The organism is Streptomyces sp. NPDC079020, from assembly GCF_044542225.1.
Classification (GTDB): domain Bacteria; phylum Actinomycetota; class Actinomycetes; order Streptomycetales; family Streptomycetaceae; genus Streptomyces.
Window position 1 is genome coordinate 180,186 of sequence record NZ_JBITUB010000011.1, and the last position, 21,333, is coordinate 201,518.

Sequence of the window (21,333 nt, forward strand, 5' to 3'; positions counted from 1 at the left end):
CGAAACCCTCTTTACCCGGACGGAAGCCCTTCATGAGTCTGCACGGTCTGCTGGATGTCGTCGTACGTGACCCGGCTCTCGCCGAAGCGGTGAAGGCCGCCGCAGACGGCCACCGGACGCATGTGGACCTGGTGGGCCCGTCCGCCGCCCGGCCCTTCGCCGTGGCGGCCCTGGCCAGGGAGACCGGCCGGACCGTGCTGGCCGTCACCGCGACCGGCCGGGAGGCCGAGGACCTGGCGGCCGCGCTGCGCACCCTGCTGCCGCCGGACACCGTCGCGGAGTTCCCCTCCTGGGAGACCCTGCCCCACGAGCGGCTCTCACCGCGCTCGGACACCGTGGGCCGTCGCCTCGCCGTGCTGCGCCGCCTGGTGCACCCGCGGGCGGACGACCCGGAGACCGGGCCGGTCAGTGTGGTCGTCGCTCCGATCCGTTCCGTGCTGCAACCGCAGGTCAAGGGGCTCGGCGACCTGGAGCCGGTGGCGCTGACCGGTGGCCAGAGCGCCGATCTGGGCGAGATCGTCGAGGCGCTCGCCGCCGCCGCGTACTCCCGGGTCGAACTGGTCGAGAAGCGTGGGGAGTTCGCCGTACGGGGGGGAATTCTGGACGTTTTTCCGCCGACCGAGGAGCACCCCCTCCGGGTGGAGTTCTGGGGCGACGACGTCGAGGAGATCCGCTACTTCAAGATCGCCGACCAGCGCTCGCTGGAGGTGGCCGCGCACGGCCTGTGGGCGCCGCCCTGCCGTGAACTGCTGCTCACGGACCAGGTGCGGGAGCGGGCCGCCGTCCTCGCCGAGGCCCATCCCGAGCTGGGCGAGCTGCTCGGCAGGATCGCCGAGGGGATCGCGGTGGAGGGCATGGAGTCCCTCGCCCCGGTCCTGGTGGACGAGATGGAGCTGCTGATCGACGTCCTGCCGGAGGGCTCGATGGCCCTGGTCTGCGACCCGGAGCGGGTCCGTACCCGGGCCGCCGACCTGGTCGCCACCAGTCAGGAGTTCCTCCAGGCGTCCTGGGCGGCGTCCGCGGGCGGCGGCGAGGCGCCGATCGACGTGGGCGCGGCCTCGCTCCGGGGCGTCGCGGACGTCCGGGACCGGGCCCGCGAGCTGTCGATGATGTGGTGGTCCGTCTCCCCGTTCGCCGCCGACGACGAACTGGACGAGGACACCCTCAAGCTCGGGATGCACGCCCCGGAGTCGTACCGCGGCGACACCGCGCGTGCGCTGGCCGACACCAAGGGCTGGCTGGCCGACGGCTGGCGCACGGTGTACGTCACCGAGGGCCAGGGCCTGGCCAGCCGTACCGTCGAAGTGCTCGGCGGCGAGGGCATCGCGGCCCGGCTGGACCCGGACCTGGCGGAGATCTCGCCCTCGGTCGTCCATGTCTCCTGCGGAGCCGTCGACCACGGCTTCGTGGACCCGGGGCTCAAGCTCGCCGTGCTGACCGAGACGGACCTCACCGGCCAGCGCACGGCCACCAAGGACCTGGGCCGGATGCCGGCCCGCCGCAGGAAGACCATCGACCCGCTGACGCTGGAGGTGGGCGACTACATCGTCCACGAGCAGCACGGTGTCGGCCGCTACGTCGAGATGGTGCAGCGCACGGTCCAGGGCGCCACCCGCGAATACCTCCTGGTCGAATACGCCCCCGCCAAGCGCGGCCAGCCGGGCGACCGCCTCTACATCCCGACCGACCAGCTGGAACAGGTCACCAAGTACGTCGGCGGCGAGGCGCCCACCCTGCACCGGCTCGGCGGCGCCGACTGGACGAAGACCAAGCAGCGTGCCAAGAAGGCGGTGAAGGAGATCGCCGCCGACCTGATCAAGCTGTACTCGGCCCGGATGGCGGCTCCCGGCCACGCCTTCGGCGGGGACACCCCCTGGCAGCGCGAGCTGGAGGACGCCTTCCCGTACGCGGAGACGCCCGACCAGCTGTCCACGATCGCCGAGGTCAAGGAGGACATGGAGAAGACGGTCCCGATGGACCGGCTGATCTGCGGCGACGTCGGCTACGGCAAGACGGAGATCGCGGTCCGCGCGGCCTTCAAGGCGGTCCAGGACGGCAAGCAGGTGGCCGTCCTCGTACCCACCACGCTGCTCGTCCAGCAGCACTACGGCACCTTCACCGAGCGGTACTCCCAATTCCCCGTCAGCGTGCGGGCGTTGAGCCGGTTCCAGTCGGAGACGGAGTCCAAGGCGACCCTGGAGGGCCTGAAGGACGGAGCCGTCGACCTGGTCATCGGCACCCACCGGCTGTTCTCCGCCGAGACCAAGTTCAAGGACCTCGGCCTGGTCATCGTGGACGAGGAGCAGCGCTTCGGCGTCGAGCACAAGGAGCAGCTGAAGAAGCTCCGCGCCAACGTCGACGTCCTGACGATGTCCGCGACCCCCATCCCCCGGACGCTCGAAATGGCCGTGACCGGCATCCGCGAGATGTCCACGATCACCACCCCGCCCGAGGAGCGCCACCCCGTCCTCACCTTCGTCGGCCCGTACGAGGAGAAGCAGATCGGCGCGGCCGTGCGGCGTGAACTCCTGCGCGAGGGCCAGGTCTTCTACATCCACAACCGGGTCGAGTCCATCGACCGGGCGGCCGCCCGGCTGCGCGAGATCGTCCCCGAGGCGCGGATCGCCACAGCGCACGGCCAGATGTCCGAACAGGCCCTGGAACAGGTGGTGGTGGACTTCTGGGAGAACAAGTTCGACGTCCTGGTCTCGACGACGATCGTCGAGTCCGGCATCGACATCTCCAACGCCAACACCCTGATCGTGGAGCGCGGCGACAACTTCGGCCTCTCCCAGCTCCACCAGCTGCGCGGCCGGGTGGGCCGCGGCCGCGACCGCGGGTACGCCTACTTCCTGTACCCCCCGGAGAAGCCCCTCACCGAAACGGCCCACGAGCGGCTCGCCACGATCGCCCAGCACACGGAGATGGGCGCGGGCATGTACGTGGCGATGAAGGACCTCGAAATCCGCGGCGCGGGCAATCTCCTCGGCGGCGAACAGTCCGGCCACATCGCGGGCGTCGGCTTCGACCTGTACGTCCGCATGGTCGGCGAGGCGGTCGCCGACTACCGGGCCCAGATGGAGGGCGGCGAGCAGGAGGAACCGCCGCTGGAGGTCAAGATCGAGCTCCCGGTCGACGCCCACGTCCCGCACGACTACGCCCCCGGCGAGCGGCTGCGCCTCCAGGCCTACCGCGCCATCGCCTCCGCCAACACGGAGGACGACATCAGGGCGGTCCGCGAGGAACTGACCGACCGCTACGGCAAGCTCCCCGAACCGGTGGAGAACCTTCTCCTGGTGGCGGGCCTGCGCATGCTGGCCCGCGCCTGCGGCGTCGGCGAGATCGTCCTCCAGGGCTCGAACATCCGCTTCGCCCCGGTGGAACTGCGCGAGTCCCAGGAGCTGCGCCTGAAGCGGCTCCACCCGAAGACGGTCATCAAGCCGGCCGCCCACCAGATCCTGGTCCCGCGCCCCACGACGGGCAGGATCGGCGGCAAGCCGGTGGTGGGCCGCGAACTGCTGGCGTGGACCGGGGAGTTCCTGACGACGATCCTGGGGTCGTAGGACGCAGGACGGGAGGCGGCCCACCGGGCAATACCGGCGGGCCGCCTCCCGCTTCGTTCAGCGCCGCGGATGCGGACGAAGGGTTGCCCGTCATGCCTGGCGCGAAGACACGGTGGTTCACCGCTTTGCTCGTGGGCCGTAACGCGCATGCCGTACTGCTATTCGCGAAAAGTGGCAAGGTGGCCTTTGGGGGGCTCGAACACTTCGCCTCCCGTGTGCATCGGCGGGGTCCTGCAGGCAGGCTGTGAAGGGGAAAGCCATGGGTGACGGTGAAGGGATCACTACTTCCGCGCGGTATCTGGCTCCATCCGCCCCGGGGCAAGGTGGAGCCTGGGGCAGGGAGGCGGCGGCCGAAGGGCGGCGCGGCAGCCAGCGGATCGTGCAGGCGGGGGAAGTGGCCGCGCCGGAACCCGTGGCGGATCTCCTCGGGCTGGCCCGCGGCGAGCACGTTGTCGCGCGCCGGCGGATCATGTACCTGGACGACGAGCCCTGTGAGTTGACCGACACCTACTACCCCAGGGAGATCGGAAGCGGTACGGGCCTGGCGGGCACCGTCAGGATTCCCGGCGGCGCCGTCAGGCTGCTCGCCGATCTCGGGCACGTCGGCGTTCGCGCCCAAGAGGCCGTGTCGGCCCGCATGCCGACGGAGAGCGAGCGGGAAGCGCTGGCGATGGGGCCCGGAGAGCCCGTACTCCAGCTGACACGGCTCACGCTGGACGCGGCCGGCCGGCCGGTCCAGGCCGACGTGATGGTCATGGTGTCGCGAGACAGGCGGCTGCGGTATGAGATCGAGATCGGATGACTGTGCCCGAAGCGGAGAACGAAGCTGAGGACCGTCGCTCGCTCCATGAGCGGATCGCGGCCGACCTGCGGGACGAGATCATGTCCGGCGATCTGTCCCCGGGCGCCGGTCTGCCCTCCACCGTGCAGCTGAAAGGCCGGTTTTCTGCTTCCAACGCCACCGGGCCCGACGACGTGGTCGCTCGGGGCGGTCCGTGTGGTGTCGTCAGTCCGCTCGGCCCGTGGCGGAGCCGGTGACGAGCAGCAGTTCTGTGCGGGTGTGTGTGGTGATCCGGGTCGCATCCTGGCCCGACCCGCGTCATGAATGCGCTCCGGCGGGGAAGTCGTCCGTAGGATCTCCCGGGTTCGGCTTTCTCCCCGTCAGGATGGCTACGCGTGATATCTCCCCGTACGTACCGAGTGATCGTGCCCGCACTGAGCGCCGTGGCCGTGCTGACGCTGGCCGGCTGCGACCCCGACGACCTTGCGGCCGAGGGCGGTTCGGGCGGCGGCTCGGGTGGGGGCGGCCAGTCGGCGAAGGGCTTCGGGGCCAGCCCGCTGGACAACCCCGACGGTACGAAGCCGGGCCTGGCGTCCCTGACCACCGACGCGGACCGGGCCGCCGGCCGGAAGATCATCGAGCAGGTGGCCACCAAGGGGCGCGGTCCGAAGACCGGGTACGCGCGGGACAGGTTCGGGTACGCCTGGAAGGACTCCGTCGACGGCATACCGCTCGCCCGCAACGGCTGCGACACCCGCAACGACCTGCTGGCCCGCGACGGCAAGGACGTGGAGCACCGCTCCGGCTCCGACTGTGTCGTCATCTCCATGACCCTCAAGGACCCGTACACCGGGTCGACCATCGCCTGGCGCAAGCAGCAGGCCACCAAGGTGCAGATCGACCATGTGATGCCGCTGTCCTACGACTGGCAGATGGGCGCCGCCCGCTGGAACGACGCCAAGCGGCAGCGGATCGCCAACGATCCGCTCAACCTCATCCCGGTGGACGGCCCCGCCAACAACGCCAAGCGCGACTCCGGGCCCGCGTCCTGGCTGCCGCCGTACAAGCCGGTCCGCTGTTCGTACGCGGTGCGGTTCGCACAGGTCTCGTTGAAGTACGAACTGCCGGTCACCACCGCCGACAAGCAGGCCATGCTCGCGCAGTGCGGTGGCTGAATCCGGGCTCGGGCCGAAAATAGCTGGTCATGGCCGAGACGCGCCGTTTAGTGTCGGCGATATGGAGTTGATCATCACCACCCTCGCCGCACGCCCCGAGCTCGCCGGGCCCATGAACGCGATGCCTGACACCTGGCCCGAATTCGTCCTTGAGGACCTGGTCGGCTGGGCGAACTTCCCGCGCATCGCGGTCGAGTTCCCCGAGTACGTGCTCGTGGCCACCGGTCCGGACGGTGCCGTGGTCGCCCGTGCGTACAGTGTTCCGTTCGAACTGGACGGCCCCGGGCGCGGGGAGCTGCCGACCGGCGGCTGGGACCAGGTGCTGCTGTGGGCGTTCTCCGATCTGCGGCGCGGGCGCACGCCCGACACCGTGAGCGCCATCGAGATCACGGTGGCCACGGGGCACCAGGGCAAGGGGATCTCGGGCCGGATGGTGGCCGCGCTGCGGGACAACGCCCGGCGGCTCGGCTTCGGGGAGGTCGTCGCCCCGGTCCGGCCGAGCGCCAAGCACCTGTCCGCTTCGGTCCCGATGGAGGACTACGCGCGCCGGACCCGGGAGGAGGACGGGCTGCCGTACGACCCCTGGCTGCGCGTCCATGCGCGGGCGGGCGGGGTCATCGAGGCGGTGGCGCCGGTGTCGATGACGGTGAGCGGTTCGCTCGCGCAGTGGCGGGAGTGGACCGGGCTGCCGTTCGACACGGACGGTCCGGTGGAGGTACCGGGGGCGCTGCTGCCGGTGCACTGTGCGCTCGCGCACGGGTACGCGGTCTATGTCGAGCCCAACGTGTGGGTGCGGCACAAGGTGTGAGCGAAGGGCTTCGGCAGCGGTGAGTTCCCCCGCTGCCGAAGCCCTTCCCGTGTGCGGGCGGTCAGCCCGCCGGCTGCTCCAGGTCGACGATGTCCTTGGCGGCGGGCTTCTTCGCCACCACCGGCTCGTCGAACTCGGAGAGGTCCATGGTCGTCGGCTCCTCGCCGCCCTCGGACGTGACGCGGAGCAGATACGGCGCGCCCTCGGCGGCCACCAGGACCGTGTAGGTCTCCTTGCCGTCCTTCTCGGTGAGCCGCAGCGCGGGCTTGCCGCCGACCTCGGTCTCCCCGGCCTTGCGGGCGGCGGTGTCGTTCGCCGCGAACTCCTTCAGGAGCCCGTCGAGGTCGCAGAACTCGATGCTGTCCTTGGTGTCGGGATCGCTCGCCTTCGACTGCATCCAGCGGCCCGCGAGCAGCTTCACCGCGGCGTCGACATCGGCCTTCGGCTCGCCCTTCGACTGCTCGCGCAGCATCGCCTCGTCGAACTTCGTGTACACGGTGTCACCGGTCTTGATGATCTCCATCGTGCCCGCCGCGCCGATGGACATGGTCCCGGTGCAGTCGCCGGTGCTGCTCGCGGAGAAGTCGGCCTTGACCGGGTTGTCGGCCGACCGGACGTCGATGGCGACCCGCAGGGACTTCGCCTTCTTCGTGGTCGACAGCGCCTTGTTGGTGACCTCCGGGCCCGACATGTCCGCGAACGGACCCGTTTCCTTCGGATCGGCCGAACCGGTGCCGCACGCGGCGAGGCTGAGTACGGACAGGGCGCAGAGCGTGTTGACGGCAGTGCGGGCGAGCAGGCGCATGGGTGATGACTCCGGGAGTGAAGTGAGCGAGCGGGCAGCGGGAACTGAGCGCCGGAACGGGCACTGTTCAGGTGCCGGCGGAGAGCCGGGCCGAGCAGGGCATGGCTGTTCGGGGATCGGCGGTCGTGAGGAGCGGGTCGGCGGTCGTCAGGGGCGGGCCTGTGCCGGATTCAGGGTGTGCGGGCCAACTGCTGTACGTGGTGGGGCGCGTCGTGCGGGCTTCCGGTGGAAGCGACCGTCGACGGCCGGCCGGTCGGGCCGGGAACGGTGGTGCCGCCCACGGCCTTGACCGCGAGCACCGCCCCGACGAGCGCCAGGGTCAGCGCGACCACGCCCAGCAGGGCACCGAAGCTGGTCATGCCGTTGTCGGCACCCGTACCGCGTCCGATGCGGCGCCGGCCCGCCAGGCCGAGGAGGAGGGCCAGCAGGCCCAGGCCCCCCGCGAGCCAGAAGAGCGGCCGGATCAGCCCCAGGACACTGCCGGTGAGACCGAGGACGAAGGCCGTCGTACCGAGTCCGCGGCGCGCCGGATGCGCGCCCGGCGCATGAGCGGGGGCGTACACCTGCTGCGGCGACCGGCGGTACTCGGACATGGCTGTGCCCTTCGGTGAACACGGGAACGGCGTACGGAACGAATCGAGTGAAGGCAACGGGCGGTACGCGTCACGGATGACGTGGATGCCGTCCCGGTCCGGAAGGGGCAGGGACAGGTCAATAACAGCAGAGCTTGTGAACCGAGTCAACACGGTTCACGGGGGAGGGGTTGGGTCACACTGTGAATCGGTGAAGGTCCATCAAGTCGGTATGCTCGCCGACACAGCGCGGACGGATCAGGGGAGACAGGTCAGTGCCGGAGAACGCGACAGAGGTGACCGCGGCGGGGATCGCGCGGCTCGCGGGGGTGGGGCGGGCCGCCGTCAGTAACTGGCGCCGACGCCACGCCGACTTCCCCAAGCCCGTCGGCGGCACCGAGACCAGCCCGTCCTTCGCGCTGCCCGAGGTGGAGCAATGGCTGCGCGAGCAGGGGAAACTCGCCGAGATCCCCCTCCGGGAACGGGTCTGGCAGCAGGTGTCCGGGCATCCGGGGGGAGCCGTCACCGCCCTGATCCACACCGGCTGCGCCCTGCTCGTCGTCAGGGACCGGCCGACCGCCTGGCTGGAGCTCGCCGCCGTCCCGGACGAGCGCATGGCCGGTGTGCTGCCGCAGGCGATCGACGACGTCCTCACCGCGCGCTTCGGCCCGGACGCCGGATCGCCGCGCCGCTCCGGACAACTCCCGGACCCGGCGGCCCGGGTGGTCCGCACTCCGGACGCGGCCTGCCTCCTGCCGTCCGTCCCGCTGCTGCGCGCCGCCGCCGAACTCGCCGCCGGATCCGGTGCACGGCAGAGCTTCGAGTTCCTCTTCGGCCGTCAGCTCGACGCCAACCCGCGCCAGTACACCCTCACTCCGCCCGGTCTCGCGGAGCTGATGGCCGCCCTCGCCGAACCGGAGAAGGACACGGACAGGGGCACCGGCAGGCAGCCCGCCCGCACCGTGCTCGACCCCGCCGCCGGGACCGGCTCCCTGCTGCGCGCGGTCAGCAGGCCCACCGCCCTGTACGCGCAGGAAGCGGACCCGGACCTCGCCGCGCTCACGGCGCTCCGCCTCGCCCTCCACCGCGACGGACCCGGGGCCGACGGCACCGTCCTGGCCGTGCGCACCGGTGACACGCTGCGCGCCGACGCCTTCCCGCAGCTCGCCGCCGACGCCGTGCTCTGCCACCCGCCGTTCAACGAACGCAACTGGGGCCACGACGAACTGGCCTACGACCCGCGCTGGGAGTACGGCTTCCCCGCCCGGACCGAGTCCGAACTCGCCTGGGTCCAGCACGCCCTGGCCCGCCTCAAGGACGGCGGCACCGCCGTGCTGCTGATGCCGCCGGCCGCCGCCTCCCGCCGCTCCGGCCGCCGGATCCGCGCCGACCTCCTGCGCCGGGGGGCGCTCCGCGCGGTCATCGCCCTTCCGGCCGGTGCCGCGCCCCCGTACGGCATCCCGCTCCACCTCTGGATCCTGCGCAGGCCGGGGGGCGGCCCGCGTCCCGCGCCCGAACTGCTGCTCGTCGACATGGCCGAGCCCGCCGAACCCGCCTCCGGGGCCGGTGCCGGGCCCGGAAGCCCGGCGGGCGGGGGCCGCGACCGGATCGACTGGCCCGCCGTGCACAGGGCCGTGCTCGACGCCTGGCAGCACCACACAGGGCACTCCGCCGCCCCCGCACCCCCCGCCGCCTCCGCCGGATCCGCGGGCCCCGCCGGCGTCAGCCGTGCCGTCCCCGTCATCGAACTCCTCGACGACGACGTCGACCTCGCCCCGGCCCGGCATCTGCCGCGCCCCGCCGCCGGTGGCGGAGCGGCCGGGCTGAGCGGCGTACGGGAGCGGCTGGCCGACACCCTGCGGCTGACCGCCCGGCTCACCCCACCGCCCGCCGATCTCTCCGAGCCGGCCCACTGGCCCCTGACCACCGTCGGCGAACTCGCCCGTGCCGGGGCCCTGCACCTGCGCACCGGAGGGTCCGGCGGTGGCGGCCACGTCCTCACGGAACACGACGTGCTGGCCGGTACGGCGCCGAGCGGTACCCCCGCGCCGGCCGCCGCGCCCGCCGAGGGCGCCGAGGACGCCGTACTCCTGGAGCCCGGCGACGTCGTCGTCCCCGTACTCGGCGGCGGCTCCGTCACCCGGGTCGTCGACGAGGCCACCGCGGGCGCCGTGCTCGGCCGCAACCTCCAGCTGCTGCGCCCCGATCCGGCCGCGATCGACCCGTGGTTCCTCGCCGGATTCCTGCGCGGCACCGCCAACAACCGGCAGGCCAGCAGCTACGCCTCCACCGCGACCCGGCTCGACGCCCGGCGCCTCCAGCTGCCCCGGCTGCCGCTCGCCGAACAGCGGCGGTACGGGGAACAGTTCCGCACGCTCGCCGAGTTCGAGGACGCACTGCGGGCGGCCGGACGGCTCGGCGGGCTGCTCGTACAGGGCATGTACGACGGGCTGACGGACGGCACGGTCGCTCCGAAGTGATGTGAACCACAGCGCTCGCGCGCAACCCGGGACCGGGTGTCCGTGTCGGTGTATACGCTCACAGCACACGTCCGACACACACGCCTCCCGGGAGCGGCACATGCACGGCTACGGCTATCCGCCGCAGCAGCCACCGAAGCGTCGTCCGTCGTCGGCGGCGCTGACCGCGGTGCGCGTGGTTCTTGTGGCGCTGACCGTACTGAGCCTCGGGTTCCTGGCCTGGGGGGCGATGCTGAGGCTCGCGATCGTCACCCGCAAGGGCCGTGACTGGGCCCTGCTGGCGCTCGTGTTCGCGCTCAACACCGGGCTCTTCGCGTTCATGCTGGCCATGCCCGAGGACCCCGACAAGACGACGGATGCCGAGGCGTTCATCGGGGTCACCTGGATCTTCGGCGTCATGGTCGGCGTGGTGGCGTACTACCTGTACGCGGAGATACGTCACTACGGCCCGGAAGGTCCGTACGGTGACCGGCGCGACCAGCTGCGGTTCCCGCCGCAGCCCCCGTTCCCGTCCCAGCCGCACGGCCGGCCCCCGCAGCAGCCCCAGCTCCACCCGCAGCCCCAGCCCCAGGCCCAGCCCCACGCCCGGCCCCCGTACGGCCAGTACGCCGCCACGGCGGTTTCGACGCCACCGCCCGCTCCCGGCCACGGCTACCCCGCCGCCCCCGGGCCCGCCGCGCCCCAGCGCCTCGACCAGGTCCGCGCCGAGCTGGACGAGCTGAGCGACTACCTCCGCAAGGAGGGCGAGGGGCGGTGAGCGGACGTGTCATCGCCGGGCGGTACGAGCTGGCCACCATCCTCGGCCAGGGCGGCATGGGCCAGGTGTGGACGGCGTACGACCAGCGCCTGGACCGCCGGGTCGCCGTGAAGCTGCTGCGCCCCGACCGGGTCGCCGGACCCACCGGCAGCGAGGCGGCCGACGAGCTGCGCCGCCGGTTCGTCCGCGAGTGCCGGGTCACCGCCCAGGTCGACCACCCCGGACTGGTCACCGTCCACGACGCGGGCAGCGACGACGACGACCTCTACCTCGTCATGCAGTACGTCGAGGGCGCCGACCTCGCCGACCACCTCGCCGAGCACGTCCCCTACCCCTGGCCCTGGGCCGTCTCGGTCGCCGCCCAGCTCTGCGCCGTACTCTCCGCGGTGCACGCCGTGCCGATCGTCCACCGCGACCTCAAGCCCCGCAATGTGATGGTCCGGCCCGACGGCACCGTCACCGTGCTCGACCTGGGCGTCGCCTCCGTCCTGGACACGGACACCACCCGCCTCACCCACACCGGTTCACCGATCGGCTCCCCGGCCTACATGGCCCCGGAGCAGGCGATGGGCGGCGCTGTCGGCCCGTACACCGACCTGTACGCGCTCGGCGTCCTCCTGCACGAACTCCTCAGCGGCGATGTCCCGTTCGCGGGATCCACCGCCCTCGGTGTCCTGCACCGCCACCTCTACGAGCCGCCGCTCCCGGTACGCCGCTTCAGGTCCGAGATCCCCGCACAGCTCGAAGCGCTCGTGCTGCGGCTGCTCGCCAAGGACCCGCAGGACCGGCCCGCCTCCGCCCAGGAGGTGTACGAGACGCTTCGCCCGCTGCTGCCCGCCCACGGCACCCCGGCCGGACCGCTCGACCCGACCCGCCCCTTCCTCCGGCCGCACGCCCCGTGGCCGGACCGGGCCGTCCCGGCATCCGCCACCGCCCCGGCATCCGCCCCACGTCCGCCCGGCCCCGCCGTACCCGTGCCCGCACCGGCCGCCCGGCCCGATGTGGCGCAGGCCGTCGACGAGGTGAAGCGGCTGCTCGGCGAGGGCCGGATCACCCAGGCCGTGGACATCCTCGGGGACATCCTCCCGGCGGCCGCCGCCGAACACGGCGAGCACTCACCCGTCGTCCGGATCCTGCGCAAGCAGTACGCGGCGACGCTGATGGACGACGGCCAGTACCGCCGTGCCCTGCCGGAGCTGCGCCGGCTCGCCGAGGACCGCACGGCGGAGGCCGGCCCGGCCGACGCGCAGACGCTCCAGTACCGCTACGACGCGGCGCTGTGCCTGGAACAGCTGGGCGAGGCGGCGGCAGCGCTCGACGAGTACCGCGCCGTCCTCCCGTACTACGAGAACGTGTACGGCGCGGTCACCACCGGCCCCGGCCGGGCCTTCGACATCCGGCACCGCATCGGGCACCTGCTCCTCGCGGTGGGCGACCACGCGGCGGGGCGTGCCCAGATCCAGGCCCTGCTGTACGACGCCGAGCGCGTGTACGGGCCGCACCACCCGCTGCCCGTGGAGCTGCGCCGCCGGCTGGCCCACCAGCAGGACGTACGCGGCGGCTGAACCCGTCCCCGCCGGCTCAGGCGCGGCCGCGCGGCCGCGCCGCCGCCCGGCGCGGCCCCGGCCGTCCCGCTGCCGCCGTCGCCAGCAGCACGAGCAGGGCGACCGCCCCCGCGACGACTCCCGCGCGCAGCCCCGGCGGCCGGAACGCGCAGCCGACCGACGTGGCACCGGCGGGTACGGGCATGGCGACCAGCCCCAGGTAGGAGTCGGCCGGCCGGCCCTCGCAGCGCCACCCGGCGATCCGGGGCGCGGCCAGCACGGCGGTTCCCGCGGTGCCGGGCGGGAGTTCGGCCCGTACCCCGTCGCCGCTGACGCGGACGGAGGCCGCGCCGGTGCGCGTCAGGGCGGTCACGGCAGCGGCCAGCCGGGTCCGGTCCAGGCAGCCGATGGCGGAGTGCGGCACGGTCCCGTCCCGCTCGGGCCGCACGGTGACCCGCACGGGAGCGCCCCCGCCCGCGCCCCCGCCCGCGCCCCCGCCCCCGCCCCCGCCCCCGCCCGCGCCCCCGCCCGCGCCCCCGCCCGCGCCCCCGCCCGCGCCCCCGGCCGCGCCCCCGGCTCGGTGTCCGGACGTGCCGCCGGCCGGCCCCGGGGGCGCGCCCCCGCCCGGTCCTCCGGGTGTGCCGAGCCGCTCCATCGCCGCGCTCCGCGCGGGCAGGTCTCCCTGGAGCCGTACCCCTTCCGTGTCCGCCAGAGCGGCGCGCCCGAACAGGTCCGGCGCCCACAGATACACCTCGCGCCCGGCCGGGCAGCGGGCGCTCAGGGTGTACGTACCGCCGCGCTCCACCCGGTAGGTCCCCGCTCCTCGCCGCACCGCCGTGCCACCCGTCCCCTGCCCCGGTGTCCCCGTGACTCCCGCCGTGTCCCGCAGCGTTGTCGCCGGGACCGTGTAGACGGTGGTGCCGAGCAGCAGCTCCTGGTTCCGGAACGGGGAGGGGCCGTACGCCGGCGCACGGCCGGAGTCCGGTCCGCGCACGGTCACCAACGGCGGCACCTGAGCCCGGGTCACCGTCGGGGGCCGGTCGTCGCGCGGGTTCCACGGCTGATGCGGGTCGGGGGGCGTGCGCAGGCGCGCCCCGATGGAGAACACCGTGTCGGTGACCGGGTTGTCGAGGCTCTGGACGGCGCGGCCGCGTGATGTCCAGCCACCGCCGAGGGCCCGCATCGTGCGGGTCAGGACGTCCGGCGTGTGGCTGCTGTAGTACGCGCCGCCCTGGCCGCCGACCACCAGCGGGTCATTGGCGGTGGTCGGCTCGCGGCCCGGGTCGGTGCGGTGGCGCGGCCAGCCGTCGGCCCCGGCCACCGCCCGGGCCTGCGCGCTCTGCCGTGCGCCCCAGGGCGCGTAGTCGTCGAGCCGTACGAGGCGCTGCCGGTCGGCGTACGCGGTCGTGGCGGCGGCCTGCCCGGCCTGTGCGCCGACCAGCAGCAGCACGGCCGGCAGGGCGTACCACCGCCGCCCGCCCCCCTGGGCCCGCCGGGCCAGCACCGCCGCCGCCCCCGCCGCCAGCAGACCCGCGGCGAACAGCGGATACGTCCACCGGGTGACCAGACCGCTCGACGAGGCCGCCACCGCGAGTGCCGCCACGACCGCGCCCCCGCCGAGCAGGGCGCGCCACCCCGGCCAGCCGTACGACACCGCGATCCAGGCGGCGATCACGAGGAGCCCGGCCAGGACGAACGTCTGCCGGTAGGGGCTTCCGTTGGGCGTCGCGAAGGCGTGCCAGAGGAGATGTGCCGGCCCCCACTGCAAGGACAGCGCCACGGCCGCCACCAGTCCCGTCCACGCCCACCGCTCGCGGTGCGGCACGGACCGCTGGAAGGCGAGCGCGCAGGCCAGCAGCAGGGTGCCGGTGCCCAGGAAGAGCGCGGGGGTGAAGAAGCCGTACGTGGCGGGAAGCAGCCGGGCCAGGACGTCGGGCCAGGCGGCGGGGGCGAAGGGGCGCGTCCAGCCGGGGTACGCGTGTTTCGTGCCGAGGTAGACGGGAAGCAGGACGGGCGCGGCGAGCCCGATCCCGAGCGTCACCGTCCCGGTGGCCCGCAGCAGCCCCCGTCCCGCCGTCCGCCGGTCCCGCGACTCGGTCACCAGCCGCACCACCAGCACCAACGCCGCCCCGAGGGTCGCCATATAGGCCGTGTAGAAGTTGGCGGTCCACAGCACGGCCACGACCAGCGGAGCCGCCACCCGGTGCCGCCCCGTCCGCGCCCACTCCCCGGCCAGGCACAGCAGCGGCAGCGCGACGAGACCGTCCAGCCACATCGGGTTGTACGAGGCCTCGGCGACCGACCAGCCGCACAGGGCGTACGAGGCGCCCAGCGCCCCGGCCGCCCACCGGTGCCCGCCGCGCAGGGCCGGCAGCAGGAACGCCATGGCGGCGGCCGCCGAGGCCATCTTCAGCAGGGTCACCGTGTAGAGGGCCAGATCGATGCGGTCGCGCGGGAAGACACCGACGAGCAGGGCGAACGGGCTCGTCAGATAGGTGCCGAGGTCCGGCAGGAAGCTCGTCCCGAACCCCGACTGCCAGTTGAGGAGCACTCCGCCGTCGGCCCGCCCGTGCAGCAGGTCCCACAGCCGGGTGTGGAACGGCACGAACTGGTTGCCCAGGTCATTGACGCTGCGGGTGCGCGGTCCGAAGGGGAAGCTGCGGGCCGCGGCGTCGCCCGCGCGCACGGCGGCGACGGTGACCAGCGCGGCGAGAGCGCAGGCCGATGCGCGGGGGCGGGAGTTCGGCATACGGAGAAATATGCCAGCGCCGAAGGCTCAACTCGGTTAAGAATTGCACCAGTTCACAAGAATGACGCCCGTCGGCCATATGGAGCATCGGGTTCCGACATCTGGGCGGGTTGATGTACTTCCGTGCTGATCTCGATAGTGGTGCCGTGTTTCGACGAGGAGGAAATCCTCGAACGCTTCCACGTACGTGTCACGGACGAAATGGCGCGGCTGGGGCATGAATTCCAGCTCGTCTATGTCGACGACGGGAGCGGGGACGCGACCCTGGAGATCCTGGAGAGGCTCGCCGCGGCCGACCCGCGCGCCCGCTATCTCTCCTTCAGCCGCAACTTCGGCAAGGAGGCGGCCATGCTCGCCGGCCTCCAGCACGCCGAGGGCGACGCCGTCGTCATCATGGACGCCGACCTCCAGCACCCGCCGGAGCTCATCGGCCGCATGCTGGAGGAGCACGCCGGCGGCCACGACCAGGTGATCGCCCGCCGCACCCGCAAGGGCGACCGCGTGACCCGTACGGTCGCGGCCCGCGCCTACTACTGGCTGATCAACCGTCTCGTGGACGTGGAACTCGTCGACGGCGTGGGCGACTTCCGGCTGCTGTCCCGCCGGACCGTCGACGCCTTACTCGGACTCACCGAGTACAACCGCTTCTCCAAGGGGCTGTTCTCCTGGGTCGGCTTCCGCACGACGACGTTCAGCTACGAGAACGCCACCCGTGAACAGGGCCGTTCCGCCTGGACCTTCGGGAAGCTCCTCAACTACGGCCTCGACGGACTGCTCTCCTTCAACAACAAGCCACTGCGCGCCGCGCTCCACCTCGGTCTGCTGCTGCTCTCCGTCGCGCTCGCGTACGCCGCCTGGATCGTCGGCGTCGCGATGGTGCGGGGCGTCGACACGCCCGGCTATGTCACGCTCCTCGTCGTGGTCACCGCCCTCGCCGGGGTGCAGATGGTGATGGTGGGAGTCGTCGGCGAATACGTGGGGCGTATTTACTACGAGGTGAAGCGCCGCCCGCACTTCCTGGTGAAGGCGTCCAATATCGCTACGCCACAGCAGCCGCACCCGCCTCAGGAACTCGTACGCCGGTGAATCAGCCCCGCACACCCGTCGAAACCGCGCCGGCGAAAGGCGCCGCGCGAAGGATGCCGGTCATCGGGCAGCTGATCAGATTCGCCCTGGTCGGCGTCGTGAACACCGGCACGTACTACCTCTGCTACCTGGCGCTGCTGACCTGGCTGCCGTACATCGCCGCGCACGTCCTCGCCTTCGCGCCCTCCATGACCGGGTCCTTCTTCCTCAACTGCCGCTTCACCTACCGCACCCGCCCCACCTGGCGGAAGTTCCTGCTCTTCCCGCTCACCAACGCCGCCAACTTCCTCATCACGACCGGCGGTGTGTACGTCCTGGTCGGCCTGGCCGGGTTCAGCAGCCGCTACGCCCCGCTGATCGCCGCCGCGGCCGCCATCCCGGTCACGTTCGTGGTCTCCCGCACGATCATGCTGCGGCCGGACCGGCGGCCGGGGCCCGCGGTCGAACAGATGCCCTGATCGGCCCCGTACCGGCCCCACATCCCCAACTCCTCCCGAATCGTTGGTCGAATCGGTGGCCCGAACCACGTCCACTGCCTAACATCGATCACCGCAAGGCCTTGTGCACTGATGCACAAACTCTCCCCGGGAGGCTCCTTTGCACCGCCGTCGCACCGCGCTCTCCGTCTCCGCCGCACTGCTCGTCGCGGCACCGCTTCTCTCCGCCTGCGGCAGCCAGGCCCACCCCGGCGCCGCCGCCGTCGTCGGCGGGGACCGGATCGAGGTGTCGACGGTCCAGGCACAGGCCGCGGACGTCCGCAGCGCCCAGCGGAGCTCGCCGCAGGCGGCCCAGCTGGTGAACAGGTCCGGACAGCTGGGCCGGGCCAAGCTGCACAGCCTGATCTTCGGCCAGATCCTGGACCGCGCCGCCGAGGACGCCGGGGTGAGCGTCAGCCGCAAGGAGATCCAGGAGGCACGCCTCGCGAGCGCCGCCCGGTCCGGGGGAGAGGAGCAGCTGAAGGCGATGATGCTCCAGCAGCGCTGGGTGGCCCCGGACCAGATCGACGGCGACATGCGCCGGGACGTCCAGCTGCCGAAGCTGGCCGAGGCCCTCGGCGCCGACCTCGGTTCCCCCGCCGGGCAGCAGGCCGTGGGCGAGGCCCTCACCAAGGCGTCGGAGGCCCTGCACATCGACGTCAACCCGCGCTTCGGCGCCTGGGACGACCAGAAGCTCCAGCTCGGCGACTACAAGGCGTCCTGGATCACCCAGCTCACCAAGGCCGAGGAGCCCGGCACCCAGGCCGGCGCCTGAGCGGCCCCGGGCCGGATCCGGCCGTCATGGGCCCTGCCGCGGGGCCGGGGTAGGTTCGAGGGGTGAACGCTGAAGCCCCCGGCGGCCCCGGCCGTATCGTCCTGCTCACCGCCAGCCACCGGGTCGCCCCCGGACTGCTGTCCTGGCCCGCGTGGCAGACGCTGCACGCGGCCGACCGCGTGCTCTGCGCCGAGCCGGACCACCCGCAGCTGCCCTATCTGCGCGAGGCCGGGGTCGCGGTCGAGCACGCCGCCCCGACCGCCGAGGAGCTCGTCGCCGACTGCGCGGGCGGCCGGAGCGTGGTGGTGCTGGCCGGCGGCGAGGGCAACCGGCCGCTCACCGACGGACTGGCCCGCCTCGGCGGCTCGGGCCGGGTGGCGATGCCCGATCTGGAGCTGCTGCCCGGTTCGTACGACCTGCCGGGCGCCCGGCTCCTGGACGTGGTCGAGGTGATGGACCGGATCAGGCGCGCCTGCCCGTGGACCTCGCAGAAGACGCACCAGGGCCTCGCCAAGTACGCCATCGAGGAGGCGTACGAGCTGGTCGAGGCGATCGAGGACGGTGACCGCGACGAGCTGCGCGAGGAGCTCGGGGACGTCCTGCTCCAGGTCGTCCTCCACGCGCGGATCGCCGAGGAGGACCCCGAGGACCCGTTCGCCGTCGACGATGTCGCGGCCGGTCTCGTGGAGAAGCTGATCCACCGCCACCCGCATGTCTTCGGCGACGCGACCGCCGAGACCCCGGAGGACGTCCGCGCGCACTGGCTGCGGACCAAGGCGATCGAGAAGCAGCGCGACTCGGTCACCGACGGCGTTCCCCTCGGCCAGCCCGGTCTGGCCCTCGCGGCCAAGCTCGGCAGCCGTGTCCGTACCGCCGGGCTCGAAGTCGCCCTGCCCACGGGCGACTCCACGGGCGACTCCACGGGAGATTCCACGGGAGATTTCGCCGACGGCTCCACCGGCGGCTCCATCGGATACGAACTCCTCGCCCTCGCCGTGCGCGCCGAAGGCGACGGCATCGACCCGGAGGCCGCCCTGCGCGCCGCCGCCCGTGCCTACCGGGACGCGATCCTGGCAGCGGAGGGCAACACCCGTTAGTACGGTGATGCCAGGGCCGTTCGAGGTGTGGGGGACAGGGCGTGAGCGCGGAACTGGAATCGCTGGCCGATGACTTGATGCGGGTGATGGCGGGCGGGGAGTGGGAGAAGTTCAGGGCGGCCGTCCTGCTGGGTCCGGAGAGTGGCCCCGGCCTCTCCGACAACGACCTGGCCGTTTTCCGGTTCGCGTTGGGCGAGCACCCGAGCGGGGCCAATACGACCAGGTCGGCCATGTACGCGATGCTTGAGAACCTGGAACGTCCGCTCCTCCTGACCGCGCTGGTGAAGGCTCTGTACCGTGCTGAAACGGACCGGGAACCCTCAGCACCGGCTCGCGGCAACGGCGGGCCGGACGCCGTGTCGGGCGGTACGGTCCACGGCCCCGTGATCCAGTCCGGGACGATCCGCCACGACGGATTCGGCGGCGACAACAGCTCCGGCTTCCGCGCCCCGTCCGGCGACCACCGCTCCGATCTCCGGGACGGCGTGTTCACCGGCCCCGTCCAGGGCAATGGCGTACAGAACAACAACTACTTCGGACCGCACGCGTACCACGTCCCGCCCCCGGTCACCGACTGGCCGCAGCTCGGCCGGGCCGACCCGGTCGCCCTCGGCGTGCGGCGCAGCCGCAAGCTCCCCGAAGAGCCCGTCCTGCCCGTATATACGGGACGGGACTGCGACACGCGGCTGGGCGCGCTGGTCCGGGAGGCGGCCCGGTCCGGCGGGCTGGTCCTGGTGACCGGGGAGCCGCTGTCGGGGAAGACCAGGACGGCCTGGGCGGCACTGTTCAGCAACCTCTCCGGCACGACGCGGATCTACGCACCCCCGCCCGGAACCGACCTGCGGGGCCTGCCCGCCGTCCTGCGCGAGCGGCACGGCGAGAACGCCGTCCTGTGGCTCGACGACCTGGAGGGCCACCTCGGCGAGAACGGCCTGACCGCGGCGGTGCTCGCCGACCTGGCCGCGCGGAGCACGCCGGTGATCGCCACGATGGGCGACGAGGCGTACGACGTACACCGCTTCGGCACGTCCGCGAGCGCCCGGGTGCTGATCGGCGTGGAACCGGTCGAGCTGAGCCGGGAATGGAGCCTGGGCGAGATGTCGAGGCTGGTCGAGAACATGTCCGACCGCCGGCTGGTGGGCGCGTACTACGCAGGCAACGACCAGGGCGTCACCGAGTATCTGGCCATCGGCCCCGAGCTCGCGGACGAATGGCGTCGCGCCCGCCGCGCCAACGCCCACCCGCGCGGACATCTGCTGGTGCGCGCCGCGATCGACCTGGCCCGCTGCGGGGCCGGTGACGATCTCGCGCTCGACGTGCTGCGCCGGGCGCACCGGTTGTACGGGGCGGAGTACGTCCGGGCCGAGCGGGAGAGCTTCGTGGACGCCCTCGCCTGGGCGTCCGGCGTCCGGCACGGGGTGACCGGAATGCTCGTGGCGGGCCGGGGCGAGAACACCTGGCGGGTCTACCACTCCCTGGTGGCGGACGCACACGACCGGGCGCCGGGCTTCGCCTCCCCGGTGCCCCTGGGGATGTGGCCGCTCGCCCTCGAAGTGGTGCGCGGTGTCAGCACGCTCCGCGCCGACGTCCATCAGCGGGCCCACGCGGCGCTGGAGCCGGACGCGGACGGTGACCCGGACATCCTGATGGTGCTCGGCCGGATCGATGGGGAGTTCGGTGACGAGGCCGCCTCGGAGGGCTGGTTCCGCAGGGCGGCGGACGCGGGCAGCACCGAGGCTGCCGCCCTGGTGGGGAAGGCGCTGGCCGCCCGGGACGAGACGGCGGCGGCGATCCCGTATCTGGAGGCCGCGGCGGAGGCGGGAGATGCGGGGGCGCAGCGCGAGCTCGGCGCGGCCCTGGCCGAACGTTCGGCGCACTGGCTGACGCTGGCCGCGCAGGCAGGCGACGGTGCGGCCGCGCACCGGCTGGGCGATGTGGCGGTGGCGGCAGGGGATACCCATGGCGCGCGCCGCTGGTACGTCCAGGCCCTGGAGAACGGGCACGAGGCGTCCGCGGCGGGCCTCGGCAACGTCTTCCACGACTGGCAGGAGCCGGAGGTGGCGGAGGCCCTGTACCGCAGGGCCCTCGCCAATACGGACGACCCGGCCGCGACGTCCCGGGCGGGCAACAACCTCGCGCTGCTCCTGGCCGAGCGGGACCCGACCGACCCAGAGATCGAACGGCTCTACCAGGCCTCGGCCGAAGGAGGCAGCCCCAGCGCGGCGACCAACCTCGCCCACGTGCTGCGTGGCAGGGGCGAGACGCAGGAGGCACGGCGCTGGTTCGAGGAGGGCCACGCACGGGGCAGCTACTACGCCGCTGTCGCACTCGCGATCATGCTGTGGGACGAGGGACAGTACGCCGAGGCGGAGGAATGGTTCGGCAGGGCCGCGGAAGTCGGCAATCATGCGGTCGACGCCATCCGTGAGGAGCTGCGGCAGAGTGGCAGGAACGTGGCGGACGACGTCGAGGCCGCGGCCGTCGCCCAAGGGGGCCACGTGGTCTCGGCAGTCCGTGAGAAGCTGCGGCGGAGCCCTGCCTACGCGGTGAACGACATCGAGGCCGTGGACCGCCCGGCCTCGACCTGGGACATCCTCGCCGAGCTGCGAAGAAGCCGTGCCGCCGCCCCGGATAACGTCGAGGGGTGAACGCCAGCCCCGCCGAG

The 21,333-nt window shown here is 72.8% G+C and carries 15 protein-coding genes and 1 pseudogene; 13 read left to right on the plus strand and 3 right to left on the minus strand.

All coding sequences use genetic code 11. The features are described 5' to 3' along the window. Positions 1 to 32 precede the first annotated feature (32 nt). The 5 genes and pseudogenes from mfd (at position 33) to ACIGJO_RS23770 (ending at position 6,327) form a co-directional block, all read left to right on the plus strand. The gene (gene mfd / locus ACIGJO_RS23750; protein WP_399961091.1) at positions 33 to 3,563 is read left to right on the plus strand and encodes a transcription-repair coupling factor; all 3,531 of its coding nucleotides are present in this window, start codon (positions 33 to 35) and stop codon (positions 3,561 to 3,563) included. 259 nt (positions 3,564 to 3,822) lie between these two features. Continuing rightward, the gene (locus tag ACIGJO_RS23755; RefSeq protein WP_399961093.1) at positions 3,823 to 4,365 is read left to right on the plus strand and encodes a GntR family transcriptional regulator; all 543 of its coding nucleotides are present in this window, start codon (positions 3,823 to 3,825) and stop codon (positions 4,363 to 4,365) included. After that, a pseudogene (locus ACIGJO_RS23760) lies at positions 4,362 to 4,526 on the plus strand (GntR family transcriptional regulator); the annotation flags it as partial. The gene ACIGJO_RS23755 and the pseudogene ACIGJO_RS23760, both read left to right, overlap by 4 nt. A 213-nt stretch (positions 4,527 to 4,739) precedes the next feature. Further along, positions 4,740 to 5,519 (plus strand): HNH endonuclease family protein, encoded by a 780-nt coding sequence (locus tag ACIGJO_RS23765; protein WP_399961095.1) that lies wholly within the window; start codon positions 4,740 to 4,742, stop codon positions 5,517 to 5,519. A 61-nt stretch (positions 5,520 to 5,580) separates the two neighbouring features. Then, complete coding sequence (locus ACIGJO_RS23770) at positions 5,581 to 6,327, plus strand: N-acetyltransferase (RefSeq protein WP_399961097.1); 747 nt, start codon at positions 5,581 to 5,583, stop codon at positions 6,325 to 6,327. A 61-nt stretch (positions 6,328 to 6,388) separates the two neighbouring features. Here ACIGJO_RS23770 and ACIGJO_RS23775 read toward each other — a convergent pair whose 3' ends face one another. Beyond that, positions 6,389 to 7,132 carry a hypothetical protein gene (locus ACIGJO_RS23775; RefSeq protein WP_399961099.1) on the minus strand — a complete coding sequence of 248 codons (744 nt, stop codon included), beginning with the start codon at positions 7,130 to 7,132 and terminating at the stop codon, positions 6,389 to 6,391. A gap of 170 nt (positions 7,133 to 7,302) precedes the next feature. Then, the gene (locus tag ACIGJO_RS23780; RefSeq protein WP_399961101.1) at positions 7,303 to 7,725 is read right to left on the minus strand and encodes a hypothetical protein; all 423 of its coding nucleotides are present in this window, start codon (positions 7,723 to 7,725) and stop codon (positions 7,303 to 7,305) included. 254 nt (positions 7,726 to 7,979) lie between these two features. On the opposite strand from ACIGJO_RS23780, the gene ACIGJO_RS23785 reads away from it, so the two are divergent. The 3 genes from ACIGJO_RS23785 (at position 7,980) to ACIGJO_RS23795 (ending at position 12,506) form a co-directional block, all read left to right on the plus strand. Further along, positions 7,980 to 10,184, plus strand: coding sequence for an N-6 DNA methylase (locus ACIGJO_RS23785; RefSeq protein ID WP_399961103.1), 2,205 nt, complete (start codon positions 7,980 to 7,982; stop codon positions 10,182 to 10,184). 100 nt (positions 10,185 to 10,284) lie between these two features. Continuing rightward, entirely contained in the window at positions 10,285 to 10,941 is a 657-nt protein-coding gene (locus ACIGJO_RS23790) for a hypothetical protein (RefSeq protein ID WP_399961105.1), read from the plus strand. Further along, positions 10,938 to 12,506 (plus strand): protein kinase, encoded by a 1,569-nt coding sequence (locus ACIGJO_RS23795; RefSeq protein WP_399961107.1) that lies wholly within the window; start codon positions 10,938 to 10,940, stop codon positions 12,504 to 12,506. The genes ACIGJO_RS23790 and ACIGJO_RS23795 overlap by 4 nt, the downstream gene beginning before the upstream one ends. Positions 12,507 to 12,522: 16 nt before the next feature. Here the strand turns inward: ACIGJO_RS23795 and ACIGJO_RS23800 are convergent, their stop codons facing one another. Continuing rightward, positions 12,523 to 15,234, minus strand: coding sequence for a YfhO family protein (locus ACIGJO_RS23800; RefSeq protein ID WP_399961109.1), 2,712 nt, complete (start codon positions 15,232 to 15,234; stop codon positions 12,523 to 12,525). 123 nt (positions 15,235 to 15,357) lie between these two features. Here ACIGJO_RS23800 and ACIGJO_RS23805 point away from each other — a divergent pair, with 123 nt between their 5' ends. The 5 genes from ACIGJO_RS23805 (at position 15,358) to ACIGJO_RS23825 (ending at position 21,316) form a co-directional block, all read left to right on the plus strand. Next, positions 15,358 to 16,320, plus strand: a complete 963-nt coding sequence (locus ACIGJO_RS23805; protein ID WP_399961111.1) for a glycosyltransferase family 2 protein — start codon at positions 15,358 to 15,360, stop codon at positions 16,318 to 16,320. A 53-nt stretch (positions 16,321 to 16,373) separates the two neighbouring features. Continuing rightward, positions 16,374 to 16,778, plus strand: coding sequence for a GtrA family protein (locus ACIGJO_RS23810; RefSeq protein ID WP_399961113.1), 405 nt, complete (start codon positions 16,374 to 16,376; stop codon positions 16,776 to 16,778). Between the two features lie 139 nt (positions 16,779 to 16,917). Continuing rightward, entirely contained in the window at positions 16,918 to 17,571 is a 654-nt protein-coding gene (locus ACIGJO_RS23815) for a SurA N-terminal domain-containing protein (RefSeq protein WP_399961116.1), read from the plus strand. Between the two features lie 62 nt (positions 17,572 to 17,633). Beyond that, positions 17,634 to 18,668: a nucleoside triphosphate pyrophosphohydrolase gene (locus ACIGJO_RS23820; protein WP_399961118.1), complete on the plus strand. Its 1,035-nt coding sequence runs from the start codon at positions 17,634 to 17,636 to the stop codon at positions 18,666 to 18,668. 41 nt (positions 18,669 to 18,709) lie between these two features. Further along, complete coding sequence (locus ACIGJO_RS23825) at positions 18,710 to 21,316, plus strand: tetratricopeptide repeat protein (protein WP_399961120.1); 2,607 nt, start codon at positions 18,710 to 18,712, stop codon at positions 21,314 to 21,316. The last annotated feature ends 17 nt before the right edge of the window (positions 21,317 to 21,333 follow it).